Here is a 25,087-nt window from a genome sequence, read left to right as displayed (position 1 = left end):
GACTCCCCGACGCGCCTCACCGCTTCCGCTTGGGCAACTGCTCGATTCGAGCCCGATGTCGTTCTTGGAGTTCGCGACTGCGCCGGAGGTACTCGAGGACCGTGCGCAGTTGGGCGGGCGTGAAGTCGGCCAGTTCGCGTGCGCCCTCCTCGGCGATGGGGCCGTATATGCGCCAAGCGGTTTCGCGGGCCCGCTCGGTGATGGTGATCAGGGTTTTGCGGCGGTCGTCGGGGTCCGGGGTGCGGGCGATGTAGTCGAGTTTGGCGAGGCGGTCCAGCATCGTGGTGACGCTGCCGCTGGTGAGGTTCAGTTCGGTGGCGAGGCGGCCGGGGGTGGCCGGGTCGCGGATCAGGATCTCGAGGCAGCGCAGATCGGTGCGGTTGACGCCGAGCACGCGCGCCGCGGCCTCGTCGACGGCGTCGACCGCCGCCTGCATGGCCTGCGACTCCCGGCCCGCCAGCTCCCGTAGCTCGTCCGCGCTTTCCTTGGGCACGACCCGCACCTCCGCATATCTCTTGACAATCAAGCAACTCGATCGTCAAACTAAATATATCTTGAATATCAAGATACCCGCCTTCCCCGCCCTCCGGAGAGAGACACCCATGAGACAAGCCCTGATCATCGGCGGCGGCATCGCCGGACCCGTGACCGCGATGGCCCTACAGCGCGCGGGCTGGGAGCCGATCGTCTGCGAGGCGTACGAAAACGCGTCCGCCGCACAGATCGGCGCGTACCTCACCGTCGCCGTCAACGGACTGTCCGCGCTGGCCCAACTCGACGCACACGAGGCCGTCATGGCGGCGGGCCATCCCACGGGCACGCTGTCGTTCCGCACCAGCTCCGGCAGGCACATCGCCGACCTCCCCATCGGCGGCACCCTGCCCGACGGCACGATCACCCACAGCGTCAAACGCCGCGACCTGTACCGCGTGCTCACCGACGAGGCCCAACGACGCGGTGTGCGTTTCGAATTCGGCAAACGGCTGCTCGACGCCTCCATCGCCGCCGACGGCCGGGTCACCGCGACCTTCGCAGACGGCACGCGCCGCACCGCCGACCTGCTCGTCGGCGCAGACGGAATCCGTTCGCGCACCAGGGAAATCATCGATCCCAGCGCACCGAAGGCGCACTTCCTCGGCATCTACGGCGTCGGCGGCTTCGTCACCGACCCCGCCGTCCACCGCGAGCTGGGCCTCGAGCCCGGCGGCTACACCATGATCTTCGGCAGGAAGGCGTTCTTCGGCTACCTCGTCGCGCCGGACGGTGAGATCTGGTGGTTCGCGAATGTCGCCAGCGCCCAAGAGATTCCGAGGCAGAACCCGCACCGGACCCGCACCGAACTACTGCGCCGACTCGCCGCCGACCGCTCCCCCGCCGCCCGCATCGTCGCCGCGACACCCGACGACACCTTCGTGCCCGCCTTCAACCAATACGACCTCCCCACCGTCCCCACCTGGCACAACGACGCCATGATCGTGATCGGCGACGCCGCGCACGCGGTCGCCTCCTCCTCCGGTCAGGGCGTGTCGATGGCCGTCGAGGACGCGGTCACCCTCGCGTACTGCCTGCGCGACATTCCCGAGATCCCCACGGCCCTGGCGCAATTCGAGCGACGCCGCCGCGACCGGGTCGAGCGGGTGGTCCGCTACGGCGCGGAGACCAGCGGCGACAAGGCCACCAGCGGACCGGGCCGCCTCGTCGTCCGGCTACTGACCCCGTTCTTCCTACGGCGCGCCGCCGAAGCCGGTGTCCAACATCTGGATTGGCTCTACGACCATCGCGTCAGTTCCGGCGTAGCACTCCCACGAAACCCGCACCCAGCAGCATGAATCCGGAGATCAGCGCGAACCCGTTGGTCACCCAGGCGTGCAGCGCCACCTGCATCGCGGAGTTGATCAGCGGCAGATCCGTGATGAGCCGGAAGGCGTCCTCGGGGAACAGGATGTGCAGGAAGCCGGGGAAGATGCCCCACACGAGGCTGGAGATGATCGTCGCCGACGGGATGAAGGTCGCCAGCGCCGCGACGAGCATCAGCAGCAGCGATCCGCAGATGACCTCCAGGGCGGCCGTCCACCGATCGGTGACGTGCCCGACGATGACCCAGTACCGGATGTCGGCACCGCCCTTGGCGGCCAACGCGATACCGATCGGCGTCAGGATCAGGGCGATCACGATGCCCACGACACCGCCGCCGCTGATGCCTCGGTTCTGGAATTCGGCTCCGGGCGGGGACCACCCCGCGGGTGATTCGAACTTGTTCGGCATCGCCCGTCCTCTCGTCTCGGCCCATACATTGTCATGCCACGGTCGGAAAATTGTCCGACCGGCGACGGAAATCGTTCCGCGTGGCGAGCCTTGTCGTTACCGCACGGTTAGCATCGGCCCATGACCCCTCCGGCCATCGACGGCGTGCGCAGATCGTATGTCACCGCCCGTGACGTGCGCTTCCATGTCACGGAGGCGGGTCCGGCCGACGCGCGACCCGTCGTCGTCCTGCACGGCTGGCCACAACATCACTACGCCTACCGTCACCTGCTCGCCGATCCGCCTCCCGGTCTGCGCATCATCGCCCCCGACCTGCCCGGCTACGGCTGGTCCGGTCCCCCGCCGCACCGCTGGTCCAAGGCCGAGGTGGCCGCCGACATCCTGGCGCTGCTGGACGAGCTGGGCATCGAGCGGACGCTGCTGGTCGGACACGACTGGGGCGGGTACATCGGCTTCCTGATGATCACCCAAGCCCCCGAGCGCTTCGACGGTTTCATGCCGCTGAACATGGCCCATCCCTGGCAAACCCCGCGCACCCTCGCGCCACATCTGTGGCGCTTCCTGCTGTACCAGCCGCTGGTCGCGACCCTCGGCATGCCGCTGCATCAGCGAACGCCGTTCCTGCGCTGGCTGTTTCGGGGCGGGGTGAAGGATCACACGGAGTTCACGGCTGAGGTTGTGGGCGTCTACGCGGACCGTTTCCGGGATCCGGTGGTCGCCCGTGCCGCTACCGATACGTATCGCACGTTTCTGTTGCGTGAGGTTCCGGCGCAAGCGCGGACCGCTACGCCGCGGGCGACCGTTCCGATCCGGGCGTTGTTCGGGAAGGAGGACGGGGCTATTCACCCCGCCCTGGCTTCCGCCGAGACCGCTCGGGCCGACGATTATACGGTTGAATACGTCTCCGGGAGTGGGCATTTCATAGCGGAGGAACGGCCGGATTTGGTGCGGGAACGGTTGGTGACATTGGCCGCAGAGACAGGCTAGCCGAACTCGCTTCGTCCGTGCGGATAACCGGTCCTCGCCGCTCGTATCCGCGCGCCGTATCCCGCAACAAACGCCTACTATCTTCCGGGCTCAATGCGGAATCGACCAGCTTCGCGTACGCCTCGCTATGATCGCGGAACCTCGTCTGGATCGTCGAATACATTGCACCACAGAGGTTCTCGTCATAGACCAGAGAATCCTCCAACGGTTCCCCACTCGGCCCCCAAACCAGGCGCACAATCCCCCCGCTCGGCAACACCCCCAAAGGCACCCAACCCCCCAAGCACGGTAACACAGTCGCACCCTTTATTCGGATCCGCACCCCTTTCAGGGCCACATAAAGGGTGCGGATTCGAATAAAGGGTGCGGCTGGAGATGCCCCTGGCGACATGTCGGACCCGTGCGGCACGATGGGCTCCATGACTACCGACCTGCGTGAATCCGCCGAAGCGCTCCTGCGCGAATTGGCAGGCCCGCAAGCGCGGCTGCGGGATGACCAATGGACCGCCATCGAGGCCCTGGTCGTCCACCGCCGCCGCGCCCTGGTCGTCCAGCGCACCGGCTGGGGCAAGTCCGCGGTGTACTTCATCTCCGCCAAACTCCTGCGCGCGCAGGGACGCGGCCCGACGGTCATCGTGTCCCCGCTGCTCGCCCTCATGCGCAACCAGGTCGCCGCCGCGCAACGCGCGGGAGTTGTTGCGGCGACGATCAATTCGGGCAATGTCACCGAATGGGACGAGATCCACGCGCGCGTCGCCGCGGGCGAGGTCGACGTCCTGCTGGTCAGCCCCGAACGGCTCAACAACCCCGACTTCCGCGACTCGGTGCTGCCCAAACTCGCCGCCGACGCGGGCCTGGTAGTCATCGACGAGGCGCACTGCGTGTCCGACTGGGGCCACGACTTCCGCCCCGACTACCGGCGCATCCGCACCCTCATCGCCGACCTCGGCAGCGACATCCCCGTCCTCGCCACCACCGCCACCGCCAACGACCGCGTGGTCGCCGACGTCGCCGCCCAGGTCGGCCTCGGCCGGGACAACGCCCTCGTCCTGCGCGGCACCTTGGACCGGGAATCCCTGCACATGTCGGTCCTGCGCATCGACGACGCCGTCCAGCGCACCGCCTGGCTCAGCCGCCACCTGCACGACCTCCCCGGCTCCGGCATCATCTACACCCTCACCGTCGCCGCCGCCCACGACCTCGCGGATGTCCTTGCCTCCCATGGCCATACGGTCGCCGCGTACACCGGCCAGACCGATCCGGCCGAACGCGAGGCATTGGAGTCGGCCCTGCTCGCCAACGAGGTCAAAGCCCTCGTCGCCACCTCCGCCCTCGGCATGGGCTTCGACAAACCCGACCTCGGCTTCGTCATCCACGTCGGCGCCCCCTCCTCGCCCATCGCCTACTACCAGCAGGTCGGCCGCGCCGGGCGAGGCACGGACCGGGCCGAGGTCGTCCTCCTCCCCGGCCCCGAGGATCGCCGCATCTGGAGCTACTTCGCCTCGATCGCCTTCCCCCGCGAATCCGCCGTCCGCTCGGTGCTCGACGCGCTCGATCACGACCGCCCGCTGTCCACGGTCGCCCTCGAACCTCTGGTGGAACTCAACCGCTCTCGCCTGGAGATGGTGTTGAAGGTTCTCGACGTGGACGGCGCCGTCCGCCGGGTGCGGGGCGGTTGGCTCTCCACCGGCGAGCCTTGGCATTACGACGCCGAACGCTACGAACGGCTGGCGTCCGCTCGCGAAGCCGAGCAGCAGGCGATGCTCGACTACCAGACCACGTCCGAATGCCGTATGAACTTTCTCCGCCGCCAGCTCGACGACCCGGGCCTCACGGGAGAAGGGTGCGGCCGCTGCGACAACTGCACCGGAGTCCGCCTCGACATCACGGTCGACGAGTCCGACCTGTCCACCATCCGCGCCCGCCTCGACCGGCCGGGCATCGACCTGTCACCCCGCCGCCAGTGGCCGACGGGCATGGCCAAGCTGGGAATCCCATTGTCCGGCAAGATATCCGACGGACCCGAGACCGGTCGGGTGCTCGGCCGCCTCAGCGATCTGGGTTGGGGTCAACGCCTACGCGCTCTGCTCGATTCGCCGGACGGACCGGTGCCCGATCAGGTCTTCGACGCCTGCATAGCCGTTCTGCGCGAATGGGATTGGGCTCGACGACCTACCTCTGTCATGGCGATGCACTCGGCCACTCATCCGCAGTTGGTCGACGATCTGGCGGTGCGTCTCGCCAAAGTCGGCCGCCTGCAACACTTGGGCACGCTCCACCCCCGGCCCGATCGAGCACCGGTATCGCAGGCCAACTCGGCGCACCGCGTAGCCGCCCTCTACGACTATTGGGAACCCCCGGTTCTTCCCGATCTCGACGCGCCCGTCCTGTTGGTGGACGCCCTCACCGAGACGGGGTGGACGCTGACGCTCGCCGCCCACACCCTCCGAAAGGCCGGTGCGCCAGCGGTTTTGCCTTTCGCTCTGGCGACGCCGACGTGACCTCGGGAGGCTATCCGTTCGGCCGACGCTTGAAGTATCGATCGGCCGTACTCACTCCGTGCATGCGCCGCACAGGGCCTACACCTCGCCGTCGCCCTCACGCAGTGAACGAATCATCTTGTGCAAGACACGAAATGCGTCCGCCCGCTCCCCTTCGCTCAGACCCGCCAGCATCCTGACCTCGACCGACCGGACCGCCGCCGACGCCTTCTCCAGACTCCGTCGTCCGCGCGGCGTGAGCCGCGTGGGAAGCGCCTTTCCGACGGGCGGCGCCGCGGGCCTGGTCACGTACCCGTCCCGTTCCAGAGCCTGAAGCAGCACGTTCATCGTCTGCCGAGTCACGAACGCGCCCCGCGCGAGCTCGGAGTTCGACAGCCCCGGCCGCTGCGCCAGCAGCTCGAGGCAGGCGTAGTGCGTCACGCTCATCCCGAGCGGCCGCAACACCTCCTCCATCGCCACCCGAAGCGCACTGGACGCCTCCTTCAGCAGATACCCCAGCGAAGACTCCAGGTCCACACCGTCTTGACTCATGTCAGCATTCTGACATAGCCTGAGCCATGTCAGAAACCTGACACAAACCGAAGGAGCATCCCATGCCAGCCACCGGCCCCGACTTCATCTCCCTCCAGGCCAGCGACCTCGCCGCCTCCCAAGCGTTCTACGAGCAGTACCTCGGCCTCGTCCGCTCCCAGTCCGGCCCACCCCACGCCGTCGTCTTCGACACGAAGCCGATCGCCTTCGCCCTCCGCGAGCCCGTCCCCGGCACCGACCTCACCTCCGCCGCCCACCCCGACATCGGCACAGCCATCTGGCTCCACGCCACAAACGTCCAAGCCATCCACGACGCCCTCGCCGCCGACGGCCACACCATCGTCTCGGCGCCCATCGATGGCCCGTTCGGGCGGACATTCACCTTCGCCGATCCGGATGGGTACCGGATCACGCTGCACGACCGGGCTTGATCCACACCTTCTTGCCCCTCATCGAGGTTTCGTTCGACGGCCACATCAAGAGGAGAAACCTCGCGTCACCCACTGCAAGCGGTCGTCGGAACCCGCGATCGCAAGGTGTTTCGCGTTGACTTCAACCCACGTGGTAGTTCGAATCGCCTCCTGAAAGTTCGACGCGTCGAACTCCGCTCGCTGCATATCAGCGTCACGGAACACGGCTCGGGGAGCTCGGCAGCCTCGCCCTTGCACCTTCCGCAGGTCGGACCCGGTCAGATCAGCGTCATCGAGAGTAGCGTCGGACAACCAGGCCGTGTACAGGTCGACAGCCGCCACCCGCACTCCGCTCAAATTCGCTTCGCTGAGTTCTGCGCCGAGCAGGTCGAGGCCGGACAGGTCCGCGCCCCTGAAGTCGAGCGCCCATCCATTCAAGAGGGAGACGGTGGTCCGCTCGGCAGCGGGATCAGCGGGAAGGCTGTCGAAATAGGTCTCCAGGGCCGCTCGAGCACGTACATTGGCGGGCCAACGCCGGAGCGCGGAACGTGTGCGGCCGTAGGTCGTGGTCATCGCCCCCAAATCACTTTCCCTGCCGTTGTGGATCTTTGCGATCGGCTCCTGAAGCTGGATGCGGCGGCCCGGCGAGATCGTGTCAGGAGCGACCGGGACGTTCTCGCCGCTGAAGAGACGTTGGGCTTACGGGCGAAGCGTCGCCTCCCGACCGGTCCTCCCGCGGTAGAGGCCGCCTTGTATCCCGGCCCAACGTGATTCGCGGACCCATCGGGCAAGTGGTTCAAGAATGCTATTCATCTTCGAAATGATCCCAGCGGGCCAAATCTCTTAGTACCGGCCCGGAGTCGGGAAATCGAAACCACCACCAATCCCGTTCACTCCTAGCCACCTTGGCGACAGCCGTAATTCGGCGACCCGAATCTTCGACAGTGATCGACGTGAAGCGGTCGTCTGCTTCCGAAATATAATCTTCCATCTTCACCGCCAGCACTGGAGGAAGAGCATCGACCGACTTCTTCACATAATCTCGGATCGTCAACGCCGCACAGAAATCGTACTCATTCCACACCGACCTATCGGACCAGGGCAGGGATCTGTCGCTATCGATCTTCTCGACGTGCGCTGCCCACGAATCCGCCAAGCGAATCGCGTCGCGTACGTCCCCGGACTCCAACGAAATTGAATGTGCGCGAATCTCCGCGATTTCGTCTTCCGAAAAGTAACGCTTCGCGCGAGCATCAATCTGCGTCATGATTTTCTTCTGCGACAATCAGTTCTTGGAGGTCATGTACCAGCAGAGCGTCATAATCGGGATAATCATGCAAACGCCGAAGAATACTTATTGCAGTCTTCCGACCGCGATCGTCGTCGGAGTTCAGATCTCGAACGGTGACAACGATCGAATGAGATTCGAAAGGAATTCCCTTGTCGTCTTCGATATCGTGGCCGAACTCCAACTCAACGACAAACGTCTCTGAACGACCGCCGTAGGACGGCCATCTAGCGATTGGATCGACAGCGCTGAAATCTATCTCTAAAGCTGATTCCAAATCCTGGACCACCAACTTTTCGGGCTTATCGGATTTTAAGAACAACTGATAATAGCCCATTATGCCAATCCCTGAGGTCGTGAGTCGTTTCGTTTGGGCATCAATATCCGACATACGCCCGCGTCTTTCAGATTCTCGATGTTGCCCCAGATCTCGTCGTCTTGCGGGAAGTAAATCTCCAAATCATTCCGCCGCAACAACGAATCGATCACTGCATGAAGCCGCACCGGGGCTTTGGCACCGGCCTTCCACATCTCGGCCGGTATCCGGACGGTAGTGGTGAGTAGATCCCCAGGGTAGTAATCACCCTCGGCAAGAGGATTCCGTTCAAGCACAGTGAGTACAAGCGGCAACAGGACGGCTGTGACTTCGTTCTGCCCCAACAATATTCGAAGATACTCGGCGCTGAAAAGATCGGCTTGCGCTTGTGCACCGTCTTCATCAGGCGCGTCTCGTCGGCCGCCAGCTCCGGCCATATTTTGCCATCGATCTGCTCCACGGTCTGATTGGAATGTCCTCGCTCTCATCCTGGCAAGGACTAATCTTCAACCAACGCAAGGTAAATTCCGCCGGGACCAGGCTCGAAAACGGAATCCGAATCCAGGTCGACTCCTTCTGGATCTGCGTCCACGACCTCATTGGTCGGCCATCTCAGATAGAGCAGCTTCGCGTTCCCTTGCGAGAGCAATCGCCGAACCGTTCGGCGAGCAAGTGCTTTCGCGAGGTCATCGTCCAAGTCGAAGTTCGAACCTCTGACAAGCCACAGAAGCTCATAGACACCCACAGCATCCATGGCTAGGTGGTCCGTCGCCTCTTGAAGCAACCACTCGTCGGCGGTTTGACTCATCGCGGTCCTCCCAGGGTGGGGTTGCCTTGCAACGGGACTTTCGTATTCGTCCCGTTCTGCGAAACCTCAGCATACGGGCCGTGGGTGAGCGGGTCCGGACGGTTACCCTCGGTGTAGCCGGGCATGATGCGAATCTGCCGACCGAAGTTGTTCGGGTCTCGATATACGGTTCCGCCCCCGCTCTTGCTCGGAGCTTCCTCCCAGTCCGAAGGAATGCCGTTGGCGATTTCCTGCGCACTCTTACCGGTGAGCGACTGCGGATCGAAGGTTTTCGGATCACGAACGTTGGGAAGTTCATGTTTCTCCGCGCCGTCCTGACCGCCCTCTCCGTGAATGGCTGCCTTCATCGCGATGATCGCGGCGAGATCCTTGGCCACCTTGTCCAGATCGACCGACGGCACCCCGGTGAACGCGGTAATCGTCCCCACAGCCGTCGCAGCCAGGGCGGCCATGCCCAGCACCCGGACCATCTGACTCTCTTGATAAGCGGTCTGAATCGCCGCGACGGTTGACGCCACCTCCTCCCCCACAACGGCTGCGGCCGGGGCGATCGACGTGCCCAGGCTGAACAGTGCGATTGCGCCGCCGAGGACCGCCGCTACGCCGAGGGTCAGTTCGAGGTTGTTGATGGATCGAGAGGTGTCGGAGCCGAGTGAGACCGTGGCCTCGTGGTAGTTCTTGATCGGGGCGGCCATCGATTGTCCGGCTGTGGCAATGGTTTCCGCGCTCGTCTTCAGGGTGGCGAAATGGTCCTGGATTAGTTGACGGTTCGTGGGGTCGTCCAAGCCGTCGAACAGGGCGGAGATGGCGGCGATCTGTGCGGCGGCGCCGGTGATCGTGGGGTGAGTGCCGAAGGTGTCCCAGACCCTGTGCGCCTTGTCGAGCTTGTCCTTGTCGCCGTTCGGGAGCTTGCCGAATGTGGCGAGGACACGGGCGATCACCTGGTCGATATACTCCTTGAGACCACCATGGTTCGTGAAGCCGATCCCGTTGTCGTGCACGGAAGTCGGAATGACGACCTGATACTCGCCGACCTGGGCGACATTGGGCACGGGAGGTTTGTTGTTGTTCGCCTCCCCATAATGAAACCCCATCGCATACAACACAGCCCCGTAATTCGTGAGCGCGTTCGCCAGACTCGAACACGCCTGCATCGTCTTCCGCGCCGCGTCGTCATACGCCACCCCCCACTCCCGACACCCCGGCGCATCCCCCGCCATCCCCGCGCATTCACCCTTGACCGCGTCATGCACCGGCTTGTCGGCGCGCCGTAGCTCCTCGGCCAAATCCTGACATCGCTTGGCCGCGTCGTAGTAGACCTGCCAGTCGACCCTCATGCCTGGCCCGATTGGAGCATCCGCCGATTCACCTCTACGGCACGGGAGTAGCGGCCGTGCGCCCGAGCCGCGACGTCGCTCATTGCCGCTACGCCTTCGGCGAATTCCCTTGCGGCGGACACCCATTCGCGATGCGCCTCGGCGTAGGCCGTCGCGGCGGCGGATTCCCAACTGCCGCTGTGCAGCGCGGCTACCCGCCGGTCCAGCTCGTCGAGATGATCTCGTACGAAACCCGACAGCCCGCTCAACCTCGACACGATTCGGTCGAGTTGTTCGAGATTCACGGTGAATTCGGAGTTCATGACATGTCCAGGCTGCCGAGGGCGGTCGCGCTGTCGGTGTCCGACTTGCGGTAGTTCTCGGCGGTCACGCCGAGCTTCTCGGCCAGCGCGGACAGCGCCTGCATCAATTGGGTTCCGCCGTCGCGGGTTTCGTCCCAGCCGGTGCGGAATTCGTCGGCCGCGTCGCCGGTCCAGTCCGATTCCAGCAGCGTCGAGACCTCGCGGGCGGCGGCGTCGAGGGCCTGTCTCAGCGTGTCGGCGATGGTGTAGACGTACTGGCCGACGTCCTGCACGTCGTCGGGTACGACGGTGATCTTGCCGGGCTCCGGCGACCCCCCTGCGGTCATGGACCGACGATAACGGCCGCGTGCCGAGGGTGTCCAGGATCGAGCGAGCGCGGCATCATCTCCCCATGACTTCCTGGAAAGACGTGGAGCACGCGGTTCCCGAGTTCGCTCGGCGCGTTCGGACGTTGTTCGACGCGCACCGGCACAAGACGATCGCCACGGTTCGGGCCGACGGGTCGCCGCGGATCTCGGGGATCGAGGCCGCGTTCGTCGACGGGGAACTCACTTTCGGGTCGATGCCGAGGGCGCGCAAGGGTTTCGATCTGCGGCGCGATCCGCGGTTCGGATTGCACAGTGCGACAGTCGATCCCGTGGAGGGGGACGAGGCTCGGTGGCCCGGGGAGGCCAAGATATCCGGGCGGGCCGTGCTCGTCGGGGAAGGGGCCGACGGTGATTCCTTTCGGGCCGAGATCGGGGAGGTCGTGTTGACGCATCTCGACGAGGCGGCGACATTGCTCGTCGTCGAATGGTGGACTCCGGCAAGCGGTTTGCGTCGCGTGGAGCGCGAATAGCTAATCATCTACGGCAGCAACGGGAGCCGCCCCACGATCTTGTCGACGCGATTGCGGGGGCCGACGATGCTCACCGCGAGGTACTCCATGTCCTCGCCCCGAATCTCCTTCATCGACTCGAGATAGTCGGCGTAGACGCGGATCTGCTGGGCGATGGTGGGCATGTCCGCGACGAAGCAGGCGGGCGAGCTGGCCGCCTTGTCCCTGATCCGGCGCAGTGTTTCCGGGTTCGCGGCGAGGATCGAGCAGCCGATCCACGGGATCGCCGGGTGGGGCTGGCCGTCGGCGTCGATCGCGTCCTCGGCCAGCAGGCCGGTCACCCGCGCGGTGGTCGCGGCGGCGGTGCAGACGGCGGCGTTCACCGCGCGGCCCGCGGGTAGGGTCTCGTCGACCACGACGACCCATTTCAGGCGGGCGGCCCGGGTCGAGGTGGTCGGGTCGATCTCCTCGGGGGCGAAGCCGATGGCCTGCGAGGATTCGGACATGCTCGCATCTCCTGTTCATTCGTTCCGTGATTCACGAACAGGCTAGGTACTCGTACGATGATGTTCCAGGAGATCCGTACTTGTATCGGCAGAGAGAGGGATTCGGGGCGCATGGACGAACTTGATAAGGCGATTCTGGCCGAATTGCAGTCGGATGCACGGAAGACCAATCGGGATGTGGCCGCGGCCGTGGGGGTTTCGCCGACGACGGCGCTCGATCGCACCCGGGCCCTGCGCGGACGCGGCGTCATCCGGGGTGCGATTCTCGATCTGGACCTGCCCGCGATCGGCCGTCCGGTGCAGGCGCTGATCGCCGTGCGGGTGCGGCCGCCGTCGCGCCCGCGTATCGAAGGCTTCCGCAACTGGGTCACGACGCTGCCGGACGTCATCGGCCTGTACGTGACCACCGGCACCGAGGACTTCATCCTGCACGTCGCCGTCCCGGACAACGCCAGCCTCTACGCCTTCGTCATCGACCGCCTGACCGAACGCCCCGAGGTCGCCGACGTCCGCACCTCGATCGTCTTCGAGCACATCCGCAACACCCGCATCGCTCCCGCATCCTGACCGCACTCAGTCGGCAAGCGCGGCACGGAGCCGATCGGCCAATCGGATGGCGTCGTCGAGTTCCCATGGGATGACGCCGTTTTCGGACATGAGGGCATGGAACTGCTGCTCGCGCTACGGCACGTTCGGGGGCAGCGGGGCGACATGCCAGTGCAGATGCGAGTTGCCCTGCTGGCTGCCGAGGCTCAGCAGGTACATGCGCTCGGTGGGAAGGACGGCCTCAACGGCTCGGGCCACTCGATAGACCAGATCGGTCAGGCGGTGGTACTGCTGGGGATCCAGGTCGCGGACCACATGCTCGCGGTGCTGTTTCGGCGCGACCAGGCTATGGCCGATCAGGGTCGGATAGCGAACCAGAAAGGCGATGTTCTCGTCATCCTCCGCGATGACCTGCTCGAGGTCGGAGTTGTGGGTACCGGCGACGATCGCGCAGACGAAGCAGGGGCCGGAGCGCACGCGGCGCTCGTAGGCGGTGAGGTCGAACGGGATTCGTTCCATCGGTGATCCTCGCTATCCTGGGCCGGATGGGCTTGCTCTCCTCTATCGAGCGATTCAACCAGCGGCACCCGTGGAGTCACAACGACTTCTACGGGGCCTGGGTGGTGGAGCAGGTGATAGCTTCCCGGGCGCGGAGTGTTCTCGATATTGGTTGTGGGACAGGGAATCTCATAGAGCGGCTGCGGGGGCGCGTCGCGTCGGTGACGGGGATGGAGGCCGATGCCGCCATGGCGGAGGTCGCCGCGAGGCGGTTCGCCGGGGATGCGTCAGTGGTGATCGAGCGGGCGAGGTTCGAACCGGGCGCGGTGGAGGGGCAATGGGATGCCATCACTCTGGTGGCCAGTCTGCATCATCTGCCCTTGGATGCCAGCCTGCGGGCCCTGCGGGGATGTCTGAATCCGGGTGGGCGGCTGGTGGTCGTCGGGTGTTATCGGGAGGCTAGCGCGGCGGACCTGGTGGTGGGGGCGGTGGCCGTGCCGGTCAATATGTTCGTCGGATGGCGGGCGCGGCCGCGGGGGACGGATACGCCGCCGATCGAAATGGCCGCTCCCACAGCGTCTCCCGGCGAAACGCTCGCCGAGATCCGAGACCGGGCGGCGGAGTTGCTGCCGGGGGCGCGGATACGGCGGCGATTGTTCTGGCGGTATTCGTTGGTGTACGACAAGCCGTAACCGGCCTCGCGAGCCGACACTCACGCCGCCGAGCGCGGGCGGCCCGGATCGGCCACCAGGCCGAAACGGATGAGGCTCTCCGCCGTATCGAGCACGCTCTCCGCCACCGGGCGCGTACTCCAGCCGAGTTCCGCGCGTGCCTTGGCCGCGCTCACCCGCTCGGTGCGGCCGAGGAAACGGGTCGCCGCGCGGGCCGTGCCGTCGAAGAGACCGGCGACCCGCAGCAACGGTGCGGGAAGGGTACGGGTCGGCACGCGGTATCGGGTGGCGAGCATTCGGGCCATCTCGGGCATCGAGACCGGTTGTCCCGCACAGATGTACCGATTGCCCGCCGCCTCGGGGACCTCCATCGCCAGCCGGTGCGCCGCCGCCGCGTCGCGGACGTCGACCGGGGCGAAGCTGATCGGCGGTATGCCCGGCATCTCCTTGGCCAGAATCGCTCGGATCGCCCCGGCCGACGTGCCGACCGCCGCCCGCAACACCGGGCCGACGATCATGCCGGGATTGATGACCGCCAGTTCGAAACCCGCTGTGCTCCGGGCGAATTCCCATGCCGCGCGCTCGGCGAGGGTCTTGCTCTTGTCGTAGGCACGGCAGGCCGACAGGTCCGACCAATCCGCTTCGGTGCACTCCCGATCGGCGTGGCCCACCGCGATCGCGGCCAGGGAGGAGGTCAGCACCACCCGTTCGACGCCCGCCGCGGCCGCCGCCCGCAGCACCCGCAGCGTGCCGTCGACGGCGGGACGGATCAGCTCGTCCTCGTGGTCGGGCTCGGCCATGGGGAACGGGCTGGCGGTGTGCACGACGAAGCGGCAGCCCGCGACCGCCTCGGCCCAGCCGTCGTCGGCGGCGAGGTCGGCGGTCACCAATTCGACATCGCCCAGGTGCGCCGCGAGTTCCGGCGTCGCCCGGCGGACGGTGCCGCGCACCCGATAGCCGTGGTCCCGCAGCTCGGCGACGACGTGCCCGGCCAGAAATCCCGAAACACCGGTCACCAGAACACGATCCGGCATGACAACTCCGATCTAAGCAGTGTTTAGAATGTAATCACTGTATAGATCAGGAGTTCGCCCGGTGTCAACCCCGTACGCTCTGCACATGCCGTCGACGAAGGATCGCTATCACCACGGCGCGCTGCGCGAGGAGTTGCTGCGCGTCGCGCTGCGGCTCATCGAGACCGAGGGGCTGGCGGCGGTGAGCCTGCGCCGGGTGGCGCGCGAGGCCGGGGTCAGTCCGGGCGCGCCGTATCACCATTTCGCCGATCGGTCCGCGCTGCTGGCCGCGTTGTCCGGTCAGGGGTTCGAGGTGCTGGGCGCTCGCCTCGCCGCGGCCCGCGCCGCGGCCGCGACGCCCCTCGCCCGCCTGACCGCGATGGCCGACGCCTACATCCGTTTCGCCTGGGACCAGCCCGCGCACTTCCGGCTCATGTTCCGCCCCGAACTGTCCCAGCCCGACAAGCATCCCGACGCCCAGCAGGCCGCTGACGCGGCCTACGACATCCTGTCCGACACCATCGCGGAGCTCGTCGCCTCCCGTGCCCTGCCCGCGGCCCAGGCCGACACCCTGGCCGTCGCCTTCTGGAGCCTCGCCCACGGCGTCGCCTCCCTCGCCCTGGACGGCCAATTGACCAAGCGCGCAACGCAACTCGGCACCGACGCGCAGACGCTCGCCGATCGGATCACGCATCTGTTCGCGGGGTTGATGGAGTCCTCGGCCGAGACCACCTGAGCGCGTCGCGTCACTACCGCCAGTGCAGATCGCCCAGCGCGGCGGCCTCTCCTCCCCCGTCCGCGAAAATGACCTGCCCCGTGACGAATCGGTTGTCCGGGCTCGCGAGCCAGCAGAGGAGTTCGGCGATCCACTCGGGGCGGCCCGGGAATCCGCCGAAGGGTTGGGGGGCGGCGGCCTCGACGGCCTTGCGGGTGTCGTCGTCGGCGAAGATCCAGGCGGCGGCGGGGGTGTCGACGACGCCGGGGGCGACGATATTGAGCGCTATGCCCGCGCCCGCCCAGTCGGGAGTGGGGGCCGCGCGGCGGACCCAGCGGTTGAGGGCACGTTTGGCGACGCCGTAGCCGCCGGTCGGGCCGCCGCCGTCGGGGTCGGCGGCGAGAAGGTCGACGGCGGTCGGTTCGTCGTCGTCGAGACATGCCTGGATCACCCGGTCGTTGCCGGGGGCCAGCGACGAGGTCGAGGAGACGGCCACCGCCCGGGGCGCGGAGCCACGGGCGAGCAGGGGACGCAGGCCCCGCAGAGTCGCGACCGTGCCGAAGTAATTCGTTTGCAGCGCAGGGGTTCTGCCGCCGCCCGCGATGGCGAGGACGCCATCGATCGGGCCGGTCACTCGATCGATGAGCGCCTGCCTGCCCTCGGGCGTGGACAGATCCGCGCGGATATCGGCGTCGTCGAGATCGCATCCGATGACCTGCGCGCCGCGCTCGCGCAGCATGGCGGCCGTGGCGGCGCCGATGCCCGAGGCGGATCCGGTGACGACGTAGCGGCGTCCGGCGTGGCTCATCGGATCGTCCCGATCGACTCGGTGATCCGGCCGTGCGCGATCGGTTCGTCGTGTTCGAGGGTCGCGGTGGCGGTCACGAAGGCCAGGTTGCGGCCGCGGCGGGCGAGGACGCCGCGTACGTCCACCCAGTCGCCGGACGGTGCCGTGCGCATCAATCGCGTTGCGATGGAATGGGTTACGGCGTGCTCCGCCCCCAAGGAATGTTGCGGATTCACCTCGAGGGCGGATCGGACCCGGGTGCGGAACTCGTCGACTGCGCTCACGGACCACACAGTAGTGATCGAGAACGGCGGGCGCGAGGTCAGAGCGACGCGGTCAGGGCGCGCAGTTCGGTGACGACGTCGTCGCCGGAGGGGGCGTGGCCGGGGTCGACCAGCCACTGCATCATCAGTCCGGTCAGCAGGGCCAGGGGTATCGAGCCGCCGAGTCCGGCGCGGGCCTCGCGTTGGCCGCGGGCGAGGTGTTCGCGGATCTCCGGCGAGCGTTCGGCCTGGACGACGGCCTCGAGTTGGGCGACCCACAGGGCGCGATGCGTGGTGAAGGTGTCGATCAGGGCCTGCCAGCCCCGGGTCGGGTCGTCGGCGAGGCCGCGGTCGGCCAGTTCCTCGCCCAGTTCGTCGACCGCCTCGACGAGGGCCTGGGTGAGCAGCGCGTCGCGCGAACCGAAGTGGTAGCCGATCGCGGCGTGATTGACCCCCGCGGCCGCGGCGATGTCGCGGACCGTGGTGCGCGCCCAGCCGCGTTCGATGAGGCACCGCTTCGCCCCCGCCAGCAGATCTTCCCGATTTCCCATGTCGCGAGCATACCGCAGCCTTAACCAATTGGTTTATCCAAATGGATTGACCGAATGGATAAGGCCGCGATACGGTTCCGGTCATGACGAAGCCGAAGGTTCTGATCTCGGGGGCGAGCGTTGCCGGACCCGCCCTCGCCCACGTCCTGCATCGCGACGGATACGACGTGACGGTGGTCGAGCGGGCCCCGACGATCCGCGACAGCGGCTACGCGGTGGACTTCCGGGGCGCGGCCTTCGACGCGCTCGCCGAGCTGGGCATCGCGGAGCGAATTCGCCAGGCGGACACCGCGATGCGGGGCACCACGCTGGTGAACGCGGACGGCACCGAGGCCGGGCAACTGCCCGCGGCGGCGTTCGCGGGCGATCTGGAGGTGCCCAAATCCGCGCTCACCCGGATACTGCACGAAATCACCTGTGCCGAGGTGCGTTACGTCTTCGGCGACACCGTGACCGCGCTGCGCGACCACGGCGACGGGGTGACGGTGGAGTTCGAGCACGGCGGCACCGCGGAATTCGACCTCGTGTTCGGCGCGGACGGCGTGCATTCCACCATCCGACGGCTGGCGTTCGGTCCGCAACCGAACCCGTTGCGGCACTTGGGAATGTCGGGGGCCGGATTCACCACGGCCAATCACCTCGGACTCGACCACCAGGGTCTGCTGCGGCCCGGCGACGGTTCGGCGGTGTATCTGTTCAGCGCGGGCGATCCCGATCGGCTCACGGTGAGCCTGTCCTTCGCCACCGCGTCGCCGGAGCTCGATCGGCGCGACCGCGCGGAGCAGGAAGGGGCCGTGCGGGCCGCGTTCGCGGGACAGGGTTGGGAAATCCCCCGGCTGCTCACCGCGATGAGCGAGGCCGACGACTTCTACTTCGCCTCGTCCTGTCAGGTGCGTCTGGATCGCTGGTCCCGGGGCCGGATCGCGCTCGTCGGTGACGCCGGATACTGCGCCGCGCCCACCAGCGGTATGGGCACCAGCCAGGCCCTCGTCGGCGCCTCGACCCTGGCGCGGGCCCTGCGGACGGCGGGCGATCACGAAACGGCCTTCGCCGCATACGAAGCCGAGTTGCGGCCCTACGTCGAGGACAACCAGGCCAAGGGTTACGAGGCCGCGGCCATGTTCGGCGGCGCGACCCAGCCGACTCCCTAATGCTGTGCGGCGGTGCGCATTCGGGCCGTGGCGGCCGAACGCGGTGCCGCGATCGGCTCGATACCGGTCAGGTCGCGCAGTACGACGTGATTGCGGTCGGCGAGCGAGCCCATGCTGTAACCGGCTTGCAGGCCGAACATCTGGGTTCGGGTGCGAGCGCTCCAGCGCCGGGCCGCGGCGGCTCGGCTGGTTCGGAACGTCACCATGTACCCGCCCTCGTACAGCCGCAGCAGGCTGTATCCGGCCGGATACTCCTTGACCGAGGCCACCTCCAGGAACTCCACCGGAATGTCGATGTCGGGCCGGGTGCGTCGATTGCGATGGGTGTGACCGCTGTGATGCAGGAACACGCCGGGTGTGCGCGCGTAGAGCTTGTGCAGGGTGGCCGCGTCGTGCCGGTTCAGCACGAAACCGGGACCGCCGAGATTGGTCGTTCCCGACTGCCGGGTCACCGGGTGATGACCGAAAACCAGTGTGGGACGGTCGGGTTCGTCGCGGAGCACCGCACGCAACCGCGACATCTGATCGGCGTCGATGCCGCCGCCCGCGCCCTCGAGATCGGTGGTGTCCAGGCCGACGATCCGCAGCCCGCCCAGCTGATGGGTGGACAGCCGCTGGCGCGGCAGGAACTGCTGCCCCCAGCAGTCGTGATAGGCGGTGCCGGGCAGCCGCGGACCCGCCTGCCATTCCGGGCCGATCCGGGGGCGGTCGTGATTTCCCCTGCACACCAGCACATCTCGGCCGAGTGTGCCCCACGCGTCGAGGCGCGCGCGGATCGCCCGGCACTCGCGCGGGGTGCCCGCGCTGGTGAGATCGCCCGCGAGCACCAGGTGGTCGACGGCGCGATCCGGTTCGCGCACATCGGTGAGCAGGGCGTCGAGCATCGCCACCGGATAGGCGGGCTGTCCGCGTTCCTGCCGCACCCCGGTCGGCAGCACGGGCAGGATCTCGCCGCTGACCTCCTCGCCGTAGTGCACGTCGTTGGCGAGGGCGAGGGTGCGCAGCAACCGGCCGGGCGGCGGGGTGAGCGTGGTGAACTCGTGGCGTTGATCGCTGTTCCAGAAGCGCGGCGTCAGGCCCGCGGTGGCCCGCTCGCCGCGGGAGCGGGCCTCGATCCGGTAGCGCCTGCCGGGCTCGAGACCGGTCACCTCCACGTAGTGGAAGGCGGTCGGGGTGGCGTCGGCGTGCACGACGGGCAGCGGGCGCGACGAATCCGACGGTCCCAGAGCGAGTTCGGTGTCCGCCGCGACCGGACGCCACAGCCCGAACGGATCGGCCGCGAGGGTGGACCAGGCCACCGCCACCGAGGTGTCGGTGACCGAGATCAGCTCCAGATCGCGGGCGGTCAGCGAAAGGGATTGGGACGCAACGGTGGCGATGCCGTCGGCGGGGAAGACGGCGGCCGCGGCGAGCGCGGTGAGCATGGTCCGACGGGAGAACTCCTGGTGTCCCACCACCGAAACGCTATTGGCACAAGCGTGCCGATCAGTGAACTGCGCTCGAGCTGGACCGGTCGGTTGGCTGCCGGTTCGCCGAATTCGCCCGCCTGCCGGTCAACCGCGGTTCACGGAGCATTCGCACTCCTCGGTCGCGGACGGAATCAGGTGTCCCGCAGGTGCTTCACGACCTCGTCGAAGGCCGACAGTACCGGGGCGCACTCCGCCAATGACGGCACGGCGGCGTCGAAACCGTGCTCCCCCTCGGGCACATCGATCACCGTCACGTCGGCGCCGACCTCTTCGGCCCGCACGAGCAGGCGATCGACGGTCGCCTGGTACTCGGGGCGTTCGCGGCCGACGCGGGTCAGGACGATCGGGCGGCCCGGACGCAGTCGATCACAGGGCGCGGGCGTGCTCGACCCGGGAGTCTGATCGGCCAGCACCGGATAGGTCAAGGCGAGACAGCGCAACCAGGCGGGTGAGTCGGCCAACCACCCACCGGTGAGCATACCCGCGCCCGAAAAGGCCCACACCGCAATGCGATTCGGGTCGATTCCATCCTCGGCCCTAACCCGATCCACGACCTCGGCCACCCACTCGGCGGTGCCCAGCCAGTCGGCGTGCGGCGGCCAGATCGTGCCCGGCGGCCAATTCTCCACCCCCCGATAGCGGAGGTCCAGCACCACACCGGCGCAGCCGCGCGCACCGGCCAGGCGCGCGTAGGCGGCCAGCAGCGGGGAGTCGCGCAGCGGAATCGGCGCGGGGCCGTGCAGGAAGACCACCCCCGGCAGCTCGCCGGTCGCATCGTCCGGTCGGTGGATGTCGTATTCGTCCCGTCGCAGCACTCCCACAGTCTGCCGCGCGCACCGGCCCGAGACGAGTTCACCGGGCGGCGGCGGTCCCGGGATGCGTGACCGGTGCTCGTGGAGTCGCTAGGGTCGGACGGGTGGCCAGCAAGAACGCGGCGCCAGCCGTCGAATTGAGCGTCGGCGAGCGCACGGTGCGGGTGTCGAATCCCGATCGGGTGTACTTTCCCGAGATCGGGGCGACCAAGCTCGACCTGGTGCAGTACTACCTGAGCGTGGGCGACGGGATCGTGAACGCGCTGCGGGATCGGCCGTGCATGTTGCATCGGTTCCCGAAGGGGTTGCCGGGCGGGAAGGTGCATCAGAAGCGGCTGCCCGCGGGCGCGCCGGACTGGATTCCGACGGTGCGGGTGTACTTCCCGCGGTACGGCCGCCACGCCGACGAGCTGTGCGTGCGGGAGCTGGCCGATGTGATCTGGGCGGTGCAGATGTCGACGGTGGAGTTCCATCCGTGGAACTCGCGGCGGTTCGACACCGAGCGGCCCGACGAGTGGCGCATCGATCTCGATCCGATGCCCGACTGCCCCTGGTCGCGGGTGCGCCGGGTCGCCGGTGTCGCCCGGGAGGTGCTCGCCGAACTCGGGGCGGTCGGATTCCCGAAGACGTCCGGCGGCAAGGGTTTACACGTCTACGTGCGGATCGCGCCGGAGTACGGGTTCCAGGACGTGCGCCGCGCGGCGCTGGCCTTCGCCCGCGAGGTGGAACGCCGCGCGCCCGACGACGTGACGACCACCTGGTGGCGGCGCGACCGCGATCCGCACCTGCTGTTCGTCGACTACAACCAGAATGCCCGCGACCACACCATCGCCGCCGCGTACTCGGTGCGCGGCAATCCGACCGCGACCGTGTCCACCCCGGTCGGCTGGGACGAGATCCCCGAGATCGACCCGCGCGACTTCACCATCGCCACGGTGCCCGCCCGCTACGCCGAACTCGGCGACCTGCACGCGGGCATCGACGACGCCGTGTTCGACATCGCGCCCCTGCTGGACTGGGCCGACCGGGACAATGTCGAGGTGGATCTGGACGAGGAACAGGGAGATCGGGAATGACGGCGGAGCCGGTCCGCATCGCGCTGGGCCCCGAACCCTCCGAACTCCTCGCGCGGGCGATCACCGACGGCGGCGCGACGGTGTCGGAGCTGGGGCGGGCCCGCGCGCTGATCTGGGACGGCGGCCCGGCGGGCTTTCCCGAGCGGCTGCCCGAGGGCGTGGCCTGGGTGCAGTTGTTCTCCGCGGGGGTGGAGGACTGGTTCGACAGCGGCGTCTTCGACCGGCATCCCGGCGTGGTGTTCACCTCGGCGGCAGGGGCTTTCGCGCGCAGCGTCGCCGAGCACGCGCTGGCGTTGCTGCTGGCCGGGGTGCGGTACCTGCCCGAACATCTGCGGGCGCGGAGCTGGCGGCAGCGCGAGTTCTTCCCGCATGTCGGCACGCTGCGCGGGGCGACCGTCGCCGTCGTCGGGGCGGGCGGCATCGGGCGGGAGCTGATCGAGTTGCTCGCGCCGCTGGGCGCGCGGGTGCTCGCGGTGAACCGGTCGGGCCGCGCGATCTCCCATCCCGCCGTCGTGGAAACCGTTCCGGCGCATCGGCTTCCGGAGGTCTGGTCGCGCACCGACCACGTCGTGGTGGCCGCGCCCGCGACACCCGCCACGCGGCATCTGGTCGGCGCGCACGAACTCGCCCAACTGAAACCGACGTCCTGGGTGATCAATATCGCGCGCGGCGGCCTGATCGACACCGACGCGCTCGTCGCCGCGCTGCGGGCGGGCGTCATCGGCGGGGCCGGGCTCGACGTGACCGAACCGGAGCCGTTGCCCGACGGGCACCCGCTGTGGGAGCTGCCGAATGCCATTGTGACGCCCCATGATTCGAATCCGCCGCGGCTGCGCACCGTCGCCTTCGCCGAGCACGTCGCCGACAATGTCTCGCGCTTCGTGGCGGGACGGGAGTTGAACGCCCGCATCGATGTGGCGGCCGGATACTGAGCAACCGGCTACGACGGTTCGGGGTCGACGTATTCGACGCCGGTGATGATGTCGGGCTCGATGCGCACCATCTGATCGCGCGGGCCGGGCAGCCACGCGCCCAACAGGGTTCGGTACCGGTCGATCTCCGCGGGATCGGTGAGGGGTTCGGCGGTGCCGGTCACGATCACGCACCAGCCGCGCCGGGTCCGCTCATCGATCGCGTCGGCCTCGTAGGCCACGACCTGACGGTCGACGGCGAGGGTGGCGCCGCGCGGCACGTGGACGATGAGGCTCTCCTCGTCGACCATGTGGTTCACCGGGCGGATCGTCGGCAGGGCATACCGCGAGTAGACGATGCGGCCCACCCGAACCTGACCGAGCAGGCGCATCGCCTCGGCCGTCGACAGATCCCGCGGGACCTGCTGGGTTGAGCTCGGCGGACGGATACATCGTGGGTGATCGTCTGCTCGGCTGGTCATTACCCTGTCTGCCCCGATCGTCGCGCCCCGGAGGGCATCCGGTCATATCCACGTTCCCCGAATCGCCGCTGACCAAACAAAACGATGCTAGAAAGGTTCGCATACCCCAAGAACCCTTTCCACTCGACGAATTCGCGGTCGGGCTGTCGGAGCTCACCGCGGTCGTCCTGGCGACCCGGGACGTGGAAGGTTCGCTGCGCGAGATCGCGGACATCACCGCCGGAATGCTGCCCGGCCATCCGATGGTCGCGATCACGCTGCGGCGCAACGGGGATGCCCTCACCGTCGCGTCCACCGGCCCGCACGCGACGCTCATCGACGAGCTGCAACGCGAGCAGGGGCTCGGCCCGTGTCTCGAGGCGCTGCACACCGGGACGGCCGTGACGATCACCGATCTGGCGACCGAGACGCGGTGGGGAACGTATCCGGCGCGGATGCTGGCACAGGGCATCCGCTCGGTGCACTCGCAGCCGCTGCTCGTGGACGCGGTGGCCGTCGGGACGCTCAATCTCTACTCCCCCGAACCGGATAACTTCGGCGCGGCGGCCATGCAGGCCGTTCTGCTCACCGCCGCGCACACCGCGGTGCTGCTCACCGCGGCGATCGACAGCGCGCGGCAGGCGGAGCTGACCACCCAGTTGCGGGCGGCGCTGGCGTCGCGATCGATCATCGATCAGGCGCTGGGAATCGTTATGGCGCAACGGCGTTGCGATCGGGACGCGGCGTTCGAAGTGCTGCGGATCGCGTCGCAGCGCGACAACGTCAAACTCGTGACGGTGGCGGCGGGGATCATCCGCGGGCTCACCGGGGCCGACCCGACCCCACCGCATTTCAACCTGCCGACGCGCCCGAGAAGGATGAGGCGTAATTCCTGACCAGGTGGGTATCCCATTCGGTCACCTCCGGGGTTTACACTTCCACTCGTCACTCCCCGAGTCCTGTAGCGCGGCTGGGGACCTGCCCTCGACGTAGGAAGGTCACCATGTCCGCCGATCCCGCGTCCGCCGCCGAGCCCGTCGCTCCCGCGTTCGGGGACGACATCGTGCCGGTCGGGGTGCCGTCGACCATTCCCGAGGCGCACGACCGGCTCGTGCGCCACCTGTTCGACATCGGACTGCAATTGCATTCCGTGCGAGCCGTTTTCGAGGGCGACGTCACCACCCCCGAGCAGATACGCGTCGCCAGCGACCGGGTCGTCGGGGTGCTCGACGATCTGGACGCGCTGATCCGCGAGGCGGGGCTGGTCATGCTCGACCTCGCGGTCTCGCGAGATCCGGCCCCCCGCGCGGCGATTCGGCCCGTGCCGAGCGGACGCGGTCCGCGCCGCCGTCGCCGCGGCTGATCGCTGCCGCGCGCTCAGGCCCAGCGGGCCGTGCGGGAGACCGGGGGGCGGATGTTGAAGACCAGCTCCACCTGATCGGTCCAGGCGTCGGCGAGCGAGGCGAGGAGATACCAGGCGGCGTGCACGCGCGCGTCGGTGACGGAGTCGGTGTGGCGGAGGAGGTGGATGGCGCGGACCTGGGCGGCGGCCATGGCGTCGATCATCGCGCCGAGGGACTGGGCGCGGGGGCGGCGGGTGGTGTTGGCGCCGACCCAGTCGTCGATGAGGGCGACCAGTTCGTTTCTGCGGCAATCGATTTCGGCCGCGTGCAGGGGCTGCTCGCGCCGCGCCAGATGGAGTTCGGCCAGGGACCGGGCCCACCGGGTGACCGGGTGGTCCTCGGGCCGGTCGCCGATGTGCCCGCAGAACGCCGCCAGCAACTCGTGCCAATCGGGTGGGGTGGACATTTCGGGTACCTCCAAGGCGGTGGGGCGCACCCGGTACCGCACACGGGCGCCGGACCGCGAGCCCGGTGCGGCAAGGGCGGACCGCACCGGATCCGGCGCACCGCAATCTGCGAAGGGGACATCTTCTGCGGCACCGGGTGCAATTCAAGGATGCGCGCTTCGCCCGGCCCTGCCACTGCCCTTTCTCTGGCCTTCCGATGACTCAGCGGCCGGGTTGTTCCGTCGTCTGGCCGACCGCTCGGTACCCCGCTACGCTACGTTCAGGTTCGGGACGGTCGCGTGAAGG

General features: G+C 67.8%; 34 protein-coding genes. 13 read left to right on the top strand and 21 right to left on the bottom strand.

The genetic code is table 11. The annotated features are described in order from the left end of the window. Positions 1 to 16: 16 nt before the first annotated feature. Positions 17 to 493, bottom strand: coding sequence for a MarR family transcriptional regulator (locus ACWDSJ_RS14740; RefSeq protein ID WP_450032262.1), 477 nt, complete (start codon positions 491 to 493; stop codon positions 17 to 19). A gap of 109 nt (positions 494 to 602) precedes the next feature. On the opposite strand from ACWDSJ_RS14740, the gene ACWDSJ_RS14735 reads away from it, so the two are divergent. After that, positions 603 to 1,829, top strand: a complete 1,227-nt coding sequence (locus ACWDSJ_RS14735) for an FAD-dependent monooxygenase (RefSeq protein WP_450032260.1) — start codon at positions 603 to 605, stop codon at positions 1,827 to 1,829. Here ACWDSJ_RS14735 and ACWDSJ_RS14730 read toward each other — a convergent pair. Then, the gene (locus ACWDSJ_RS14730) at positions 1,783 to 2,265 is read right to left on the bottom strand and encodes a hypothetical protein (RefSeq protein ID WP_387366942.1); all 483 of its coding nucleotides are present in this window, start codon (positions 2,263 to 2,265) and stop codon (positions 1,783 to 1,785) included. The genes ACWDSJ_RS14735 and ACWDSJ_RS14730 overlap by 47 nt on opposite strands. Positions 2,266 to 2,385: 120 nt before the next feature. On the opposite strand from ACWDSJ_RS14730, the gene ACWDSJ_RS14725 reads away from it, so the two are divergent. Beyond that, positions 2,386 to 3,252 (top strand): alpha/beta fold hydrolase, encoded by an 867-nt coding sequence (locus tag ACWDSJ_RS14725; RefSeq protein WP_450032258.1) that lies wholly within the window; start codon positions 2,386 to 2,388, stop codon positions 3,250 to 3,252. Positions 3,253 to 3,662: 410 nt separating this feature from the next. Continuing rightward, on the top strand, positions 3,663 to 5,753 hold the full coding sequence (locus ACWDSJ_RS14720) for a RecQ family ATP-dependent DNA helicase (RefSeq protein ID WP_450032256.1): 2,091 nt from the start codon (positions 3,663 to 3,665) through the stop codon (positions 5,751 to 5,753). A 78-nt stretch (positions 5,754 to 5,831) separates the two neighbouring features. On the opposite strand, the gene ACWDSJ_RS14715 is transcribed toward ACWDSJ_RS14720, so the two are convergent. After that, complete coding sequence (locus ACWDSJ_RS14715) at positions 5,832 to 6,284, bottom strand: MarR family winged helix-turn-helix transcriptional regulator (RefSeq protein WP_450032254.1); 453 nt, start codon at positions 6,282 to 6,284, stop codon at positions 5,832 to 5,834. A gap of 62 nt (positions 6,285 to 6,346) precedes the next feature. On the opposite strand from ACWDSJ_RS14715, the gene ACWDSJ_RS14710 reads away from it, so the two are divergent. Then, positions 6,347 to 6,715: a VOC family protein gene (locus tag ACWDSJ_RS14710; protein WP_450032252.1), complete on the top strand. Its 369-nt coding sequence runs from the start codon at positions 6,347 to 6,349 to the stop codon at positions 6,713 to 6,715. Positions 6,716 to 6,760: 45 nt separating this feature from the next. Here ACWDSJ_RS14710 and ACWDSJ_RS14705 read toward each other — a convergent pair whose 3' ends face one another. The 8 genes from ACWDSJ_RS14705 to ACWDSJ_RS14670 form a co-directional block, all read right to left on the bottom strand. Further along, positions 6,761 to 7,267, bottom strand: a complete 507-nt coding sequence (locus tag ACWDSJ_RS14705) for a pentapeptide repeat-containing protein (protein WP_450032250.1) — start codon at positions 7,265 to 7,267, stop codon at positions 6,761 to 6,763. A 232-nt stretch (positions 7,268 to 7,499) separates the two neighbouring features. Continuing rightward, positions 7,500 to 7,961, bottom strand: a complete 462-nt coding sequence (locus ACWDSJ_RS14700) for a hypothetical protein (protein ID WP_450032248.1) — start codon at positions 7,959 to 7,961, stop codon at positions 7,500 to 7,502. After that, the gene (locus ACWDSJ_RS14695) at positions 7,948 to 8,319 is read right to left on the bottom strand and encodes a hypothetical protein (RefSeq protein ID WP_450032246.1); all 372 of its coding nucleotides are present in this window, start codon (positions 8,317 to 8,319) and stop codon (positions 7,948 to 7,950) included. The genes ACWDSJ_RS14700 and ACWDSJ_RS14695 overlap by 14 nt, the downstream gene beginning before the upstream one ends. Beyond that, positions 8,319 to 8,735 carry a contact-dependent growth inhibition system immunity protein gene (locus ACWDSJ_RS14690; RefSeq protein WP_450032244.1) on the bottom strand — a complete coding sequence of 139 codons (417 nt, stop codon included), beginning with the start codon at positions 8,733 to 8,735 and terminating at the stop codon, positions 8,319 to 8,321. Before ACWDSJ_RS14690 ends, ACWDSJ_RS14695 begins: the two co-directional genes overlap by 1 nt. A 62-nt stretch (positions 8,736 to 8,797) precedes the next feature. Continuing rightward, complete coding sequence (locus ACWDSJ_RS14685) at positions 8,798 to 9,106, bottom strand: hypothetical protein (RefSeq protein ID WP_450032242.1); 309 nt, start codon at positions 9,104 to 9,106, stop codon at positions 8,798 to 8,800. Continuing rightward, positions 9,103 to 10,443 (bottom strand): hypothetical protein, encoded by a 1,341-nt coding sequence (locus tag ACWDSJ_RS14680; RefSeq protein ID WP_450032240.1) that lies wholly within the window; start codon positions 10,441 to 10,443, stop codon positions 9,103 to 9,105. Before ACWDSJ_RS14680 ends, ACWDSJ_RS14685 begins: the two co-directional genes overlap by 4 nt. After that, positions 10,440 to 10,745, bottom strand: coding sequence for a WXG100 family type VII secretion target (locus ACWDSJ_RS14675; RefSeq protein WP_450032239.1), 306 nt, complete (start codon positions 10,743 to 10,745; stop codon positions 10,440 to 10,442). The genes ACWDSJ_RS14680 and ACWDSJ_RS14675 overlap by 4 nt, the downstream gene beginning before the upstream one ends. Next, the gene (locus ACWDSJ_RS14670; RefSeq protein ID WP_450032237.1) at positions 10,742 to 11,071 is read right to left on the bottom strand and encodes a WXG100 family type VII secretion target; all 330 of its coding nucleotides are present in this window, start codon (positions 11,069 to 11,071) and stop codon (positions 10,742 to 10,744) included. The genes ACWDSJ_RS14675 and ACWDSJ_RS14670 overlap by 4 nt, the downstream gene beginning before the upstream one ends. A gap of 65 nt (positions 11,072 to 11,136) precedes the next feature. On the opposite strand from ACWDSJ_RS14670, the gene ACWDSJ_RS14665 reads away from it, so the two are divergent. Then, positions 11,137 to 11,583 carry a pyridoxamine 5'-phosphate oxidase family protein gene (locus ACWDSJ_RS14665; protein WP_450032235.1) on the top strand — a complete coding sequence of 149 codons (447 nt, stop codon included), beginning with the start codon at positions 11,137 to 11,139 and terminating at the stop codon, positions 11,581 to 11,583. An 8-nt stretch (positions 11,584 to 11,591) separates the two neighbouring features. On the opposite strand, the gene ACWDSJ_RS14660 is transcribed toward ACWDSJ_RS14665, so the two are convergent. Beyond that, positions 11,592 to 12,068, bottom strand: coding sequence for a DUF2000 domain-containing protein (locus ACWDSJ_RS14660; protein WP_387366983.1), 477 nt, complete (start codon positions 12,066 to 12,068; stop codon positions 11,592 to 11,594). A 111-nt stretch (positions 12,069 to 12,179) separates the two neighbouring features. Between ACWDSJ_RS14660 and ACWDSJ_RS14655 the strand changes: the two genes are divergently transcribed. Beyond that, positions 12,180 to 12,635: an Lrp/AsnC family transcriptional regulator gene (locus ACWDSJ_RS14655; protein WP_387366986.1), complete on the top strand. Its 456-nt coding sequence runs from the start codon at positions 12,180 to 12,182 to the stop codon at positions 12,633 to 12,635. A gap of 114 nt (positions 12,636 to 12,749) precedes the next feature. Here ACWDSJ_RS14655 and ACWDSJ_RS14650 read toward each other — a convergent pair whose 3' ends face one another. After that, positions 12,750 to 13,133 (bottom strand): HIT family protein, encoded by a 384-nt coding sequence (locus ACWDSJ_RS14650; protein ID WP_450032234.1) that lies wholly within the window; start codon positions 13,131 to 13,133, stop codon positions 12,750 to 12,752. Between the two features lie 26 nt (positions 13,134 to 13,159). Between ACWDSJ_RS14650 and ACWDSJ_RS14645 the strand changes: the two genes are divergently transcribed. Beyond that, entirely contained in the window at positions 13,160 to 13,804 is a 645-nt protein-coding gene (locus tag ACWDSJ_RS14645; protein ID WP_387366995.1) for a class I SAM-dependent methyltransferase, read from the top strand. A 20-nt stretch (positions 13,805 to 13,824) separates the two neighbouring features. On the opposite strand, the gene ACWDSJ_RS14640 is transcribed toward ACWDSJ_RS14645, so the two are convergent. Continuing rightward, positions 13,825 to 14,817, bottom strand: a complete 993-nt coding sequence (locus ACWDSJ_RS14640) for an NAD-dependent epimerase/dehydratase family protein (RefSeq protein WP_450032232.1) — start codon at positions 14,815 to 14,817, stop codon at positions 13,825 to 13,827. A gap of 85 nt (positions 14,818 to 14,902) precedes the next feature. Here ACWDSJ_RS14640 and ACWDSJ_RS14635 point away from each other — a divergent pair, with 85 nt between their 5' ends. Then, positions 14,903 to 15,532: a TetR/AcrR family transcriptional regulator gene (locus ACWDSJ_RS14635; RefSeq protein WP_450032230.1), complete on the top strand. Its 630-nt coding sequence runs from the start codon at positions 14,903 to 14,905 to the stop codon at positions 15,530 to 15,532. A gap of 13 nt (positions 15,533 to 15,545) precedes the next feature. Here ACWDSJ_RS14635 and ACWDSJ_RS14630 read toward each other — a convergent pair whose 3' ends face one another. Genes ACWDSJ_RS14630 through ACWDSJ_RS14620 form a run of 3 tightly spaced genes read right to left on the bottom strand, consistent with a single transcriptional unit; the run spans position 15,546 to position 17,112 of the window. After that, a complete protein-coding gene (locus tag ACWDSJ_RS14630) occupies positions 15,546 to 16,319 on the bottom strand; it encodes an SDR family oxidoreductase (RefSeq protein WP_450032228.1) in 774 nt (257 codons plus the stop codon). Continuing rightward, positions 16,316 to 16,582, bottom strand: coding sequence for a PaaI family thioesterase (locus ACWDSJ_RS14625; RefSeq protein ID WP_450032226.1), 267 nt, complete (start codon positions 16,580 to 16,582; stop codon positions 16,316 to 16,318). Before ACWDSJ_RS14625 ends, ACWDSJ_RS14630 begins: the two co-directional genes overlap by 4 nt. Positions 16,583 to 16,620: 38 nt before the next feature. Further along, positions 16,621 to 17,112, bottom strand: a complete 492-nt coding sequence (locus tag ACWDSJ_RS14620) for a TetR/AcrR family transcriptional regulator (protein WP_387367010.1) — start codon at positions 17,110 to 17,112, stop codon at positions 16,621 to 16,623. Between the two features lie 83 nt (positions 17,113 to 17,195). Here ACWDSJ_RS14620 and ACWDSJ_RS14615 point away from each other — a divergent pair, with 83 nt between their 5' ends. Further along, positions 17,196 to 18,263, top strand: coding sequence for an FAD-dependent monooxygenase (locus tag ACWDSJ_RS14615; protein WP_450032224.1), 1,068 nt, complete (start codon positions 17,196 to 17,198; stop codon positions 18,261 to 18,263). On the opposite strand, the gene ACWDSJ_RS14610 is transcribed toward ACWDSJ_RS14615, so the two are convergent. Continuing rightward, positions 18,260 to 19,717: a metallophosphoesterase gene (locus tag ACWDSJ_RS14610; protein WP_450032222.1), complete on the bottom strand. Its 1,458-nt coding sequence runs from the start codon at positions 19,715 to 19,717 to the stop codon at positions 18,260 to 18,262. The genes ACWDSJ_RS14615 and ACWDSJ_RS14610 overlap by 4 nt on opposite strands. A gap of 146 nt (positions 19,718 to 19,863) precedes the next feature. Continuing rightward, positions 19,864 to 20,547, bottom strand: a complete 684-nt coding sequence (locus ACWDSJ_RS14605; protein WP_450032220.1) for an alpha/beta hydrolase — start codon at positions 20,545 to 20,547, stop codon at positions 19,864 to 19,866. A 101-nt stretch (positions 20,548 to 20,648) separates the two neighbouring features. Between ACWDSJ_RS14605 and ligD the strand changes: the two genes are divergently transcribed. Both ligD and ACWDSJ_RS14595 read left to right on the top strand, forming a co-directional pair. After that, positions 20,649 to 21,620: a non-homologous end-joining DNA ligase gene (gene ligD, locus ACWDSJ_RS14600; protein WP_450032218.1), complete on the top strand. Its 972-nt coding sequence runs from the start codon at positions 20,649 to 20,651 to the stop codon at positions 21,618 to 21,620. Beyond that, positions 21,617 to 22,552 carry a D-isomer specific 2-hydroxyacid dehydrogenase family protein gene (locus ACWDSJ_RS14595; protein ID WP_450032216.1) on the top strand — a complete coding sequence of 312 codons (936 nt, stop codon included), beginning with the start codon at positions 21,617 to 21,619 and terminating at the stop codon, positions 22,550 to 22,552. Before ligD ends, ACWDSJ_RS14595 begins: the two co-directional genes overlap by 4 nt. Before the next feature lie 8 nt (positions 22,553 to 22,560). Here the strand turns inward: ACWDSJ_RS14595 and ACWDSJ_RS14590 are convergent, their stop codons facing one another. Continuing rightward, on the bottom strand, positions 22,561 to 23,013 hold the full coding sequence (locus ACWDSJ_RS14590) for a pyridoxamine 5'-phosphate oxidase family protein (protein WP_450032214.1): 453 nt from the start codon (positions 23,011 to 23,013) through the stop codon (positions 22,561 to 22,563). Between the two features lie 182 nt (positions 23,014 to 23,195). Between ACWDSJ_RS14590 and ACWDSJ_RS14585 the strand changes: the two genes are divergently transcribed. Both ACWDSJ_RS14585 and ACWDSJ_RS14580 read left to right on the top strand, forming a co-directional pair. Continuing rightward, positions 23,196 to 23,888 (top strand): GAF and ANTAR domain-containing protein, encoded by a 693-nt coding sequence (locus tag ACWDSJ_RS14585; protein WP_450032212.1) that lies wholly within the window; start codon positions 23,196 to 23,198, stop codon positions 23,886 to 23,888. 107 nt (positions 23,889 to 23,995) lie between these two features. Next, positions 23,996 to 24,355, top strand: coding sequence for a hypothetical protein (locus tag ACWDSJ_RS14580; RefSeq protein WP_387367034.1), 360 nt, complete (start codon positions 23,996 to 23,998; stop codon positions 24,353 to 24,355). A gap of 14 nt (positions 24,356 to 24,369) precedes the next feature. Here ACWDSJ_RS14580 and ACWDSJ_RS14575 read toward each other — a convergent pair whose 3' ends face one another. After that, positions 24,370 to 24,801, bottom strand: a complete 432-nt coding sequence (locus tag ACWDSJ_RS14575) for a DUF4254 domain-containing protein (RefSeq protein ID WP_450032210.1) — start codon at positions 24,799 to 24,801, stop codon at positions 24,370 to 24,372. Positions 24,802 to 25,087: the final 286 nt, after the last annotated feature.

It is taken from the genome of Nocardia sp. NPDC003482 (assembly GCF_053588115.1).
This window is presented reverse-complemented; position numbering and strand designations above follow the sequence as displayed.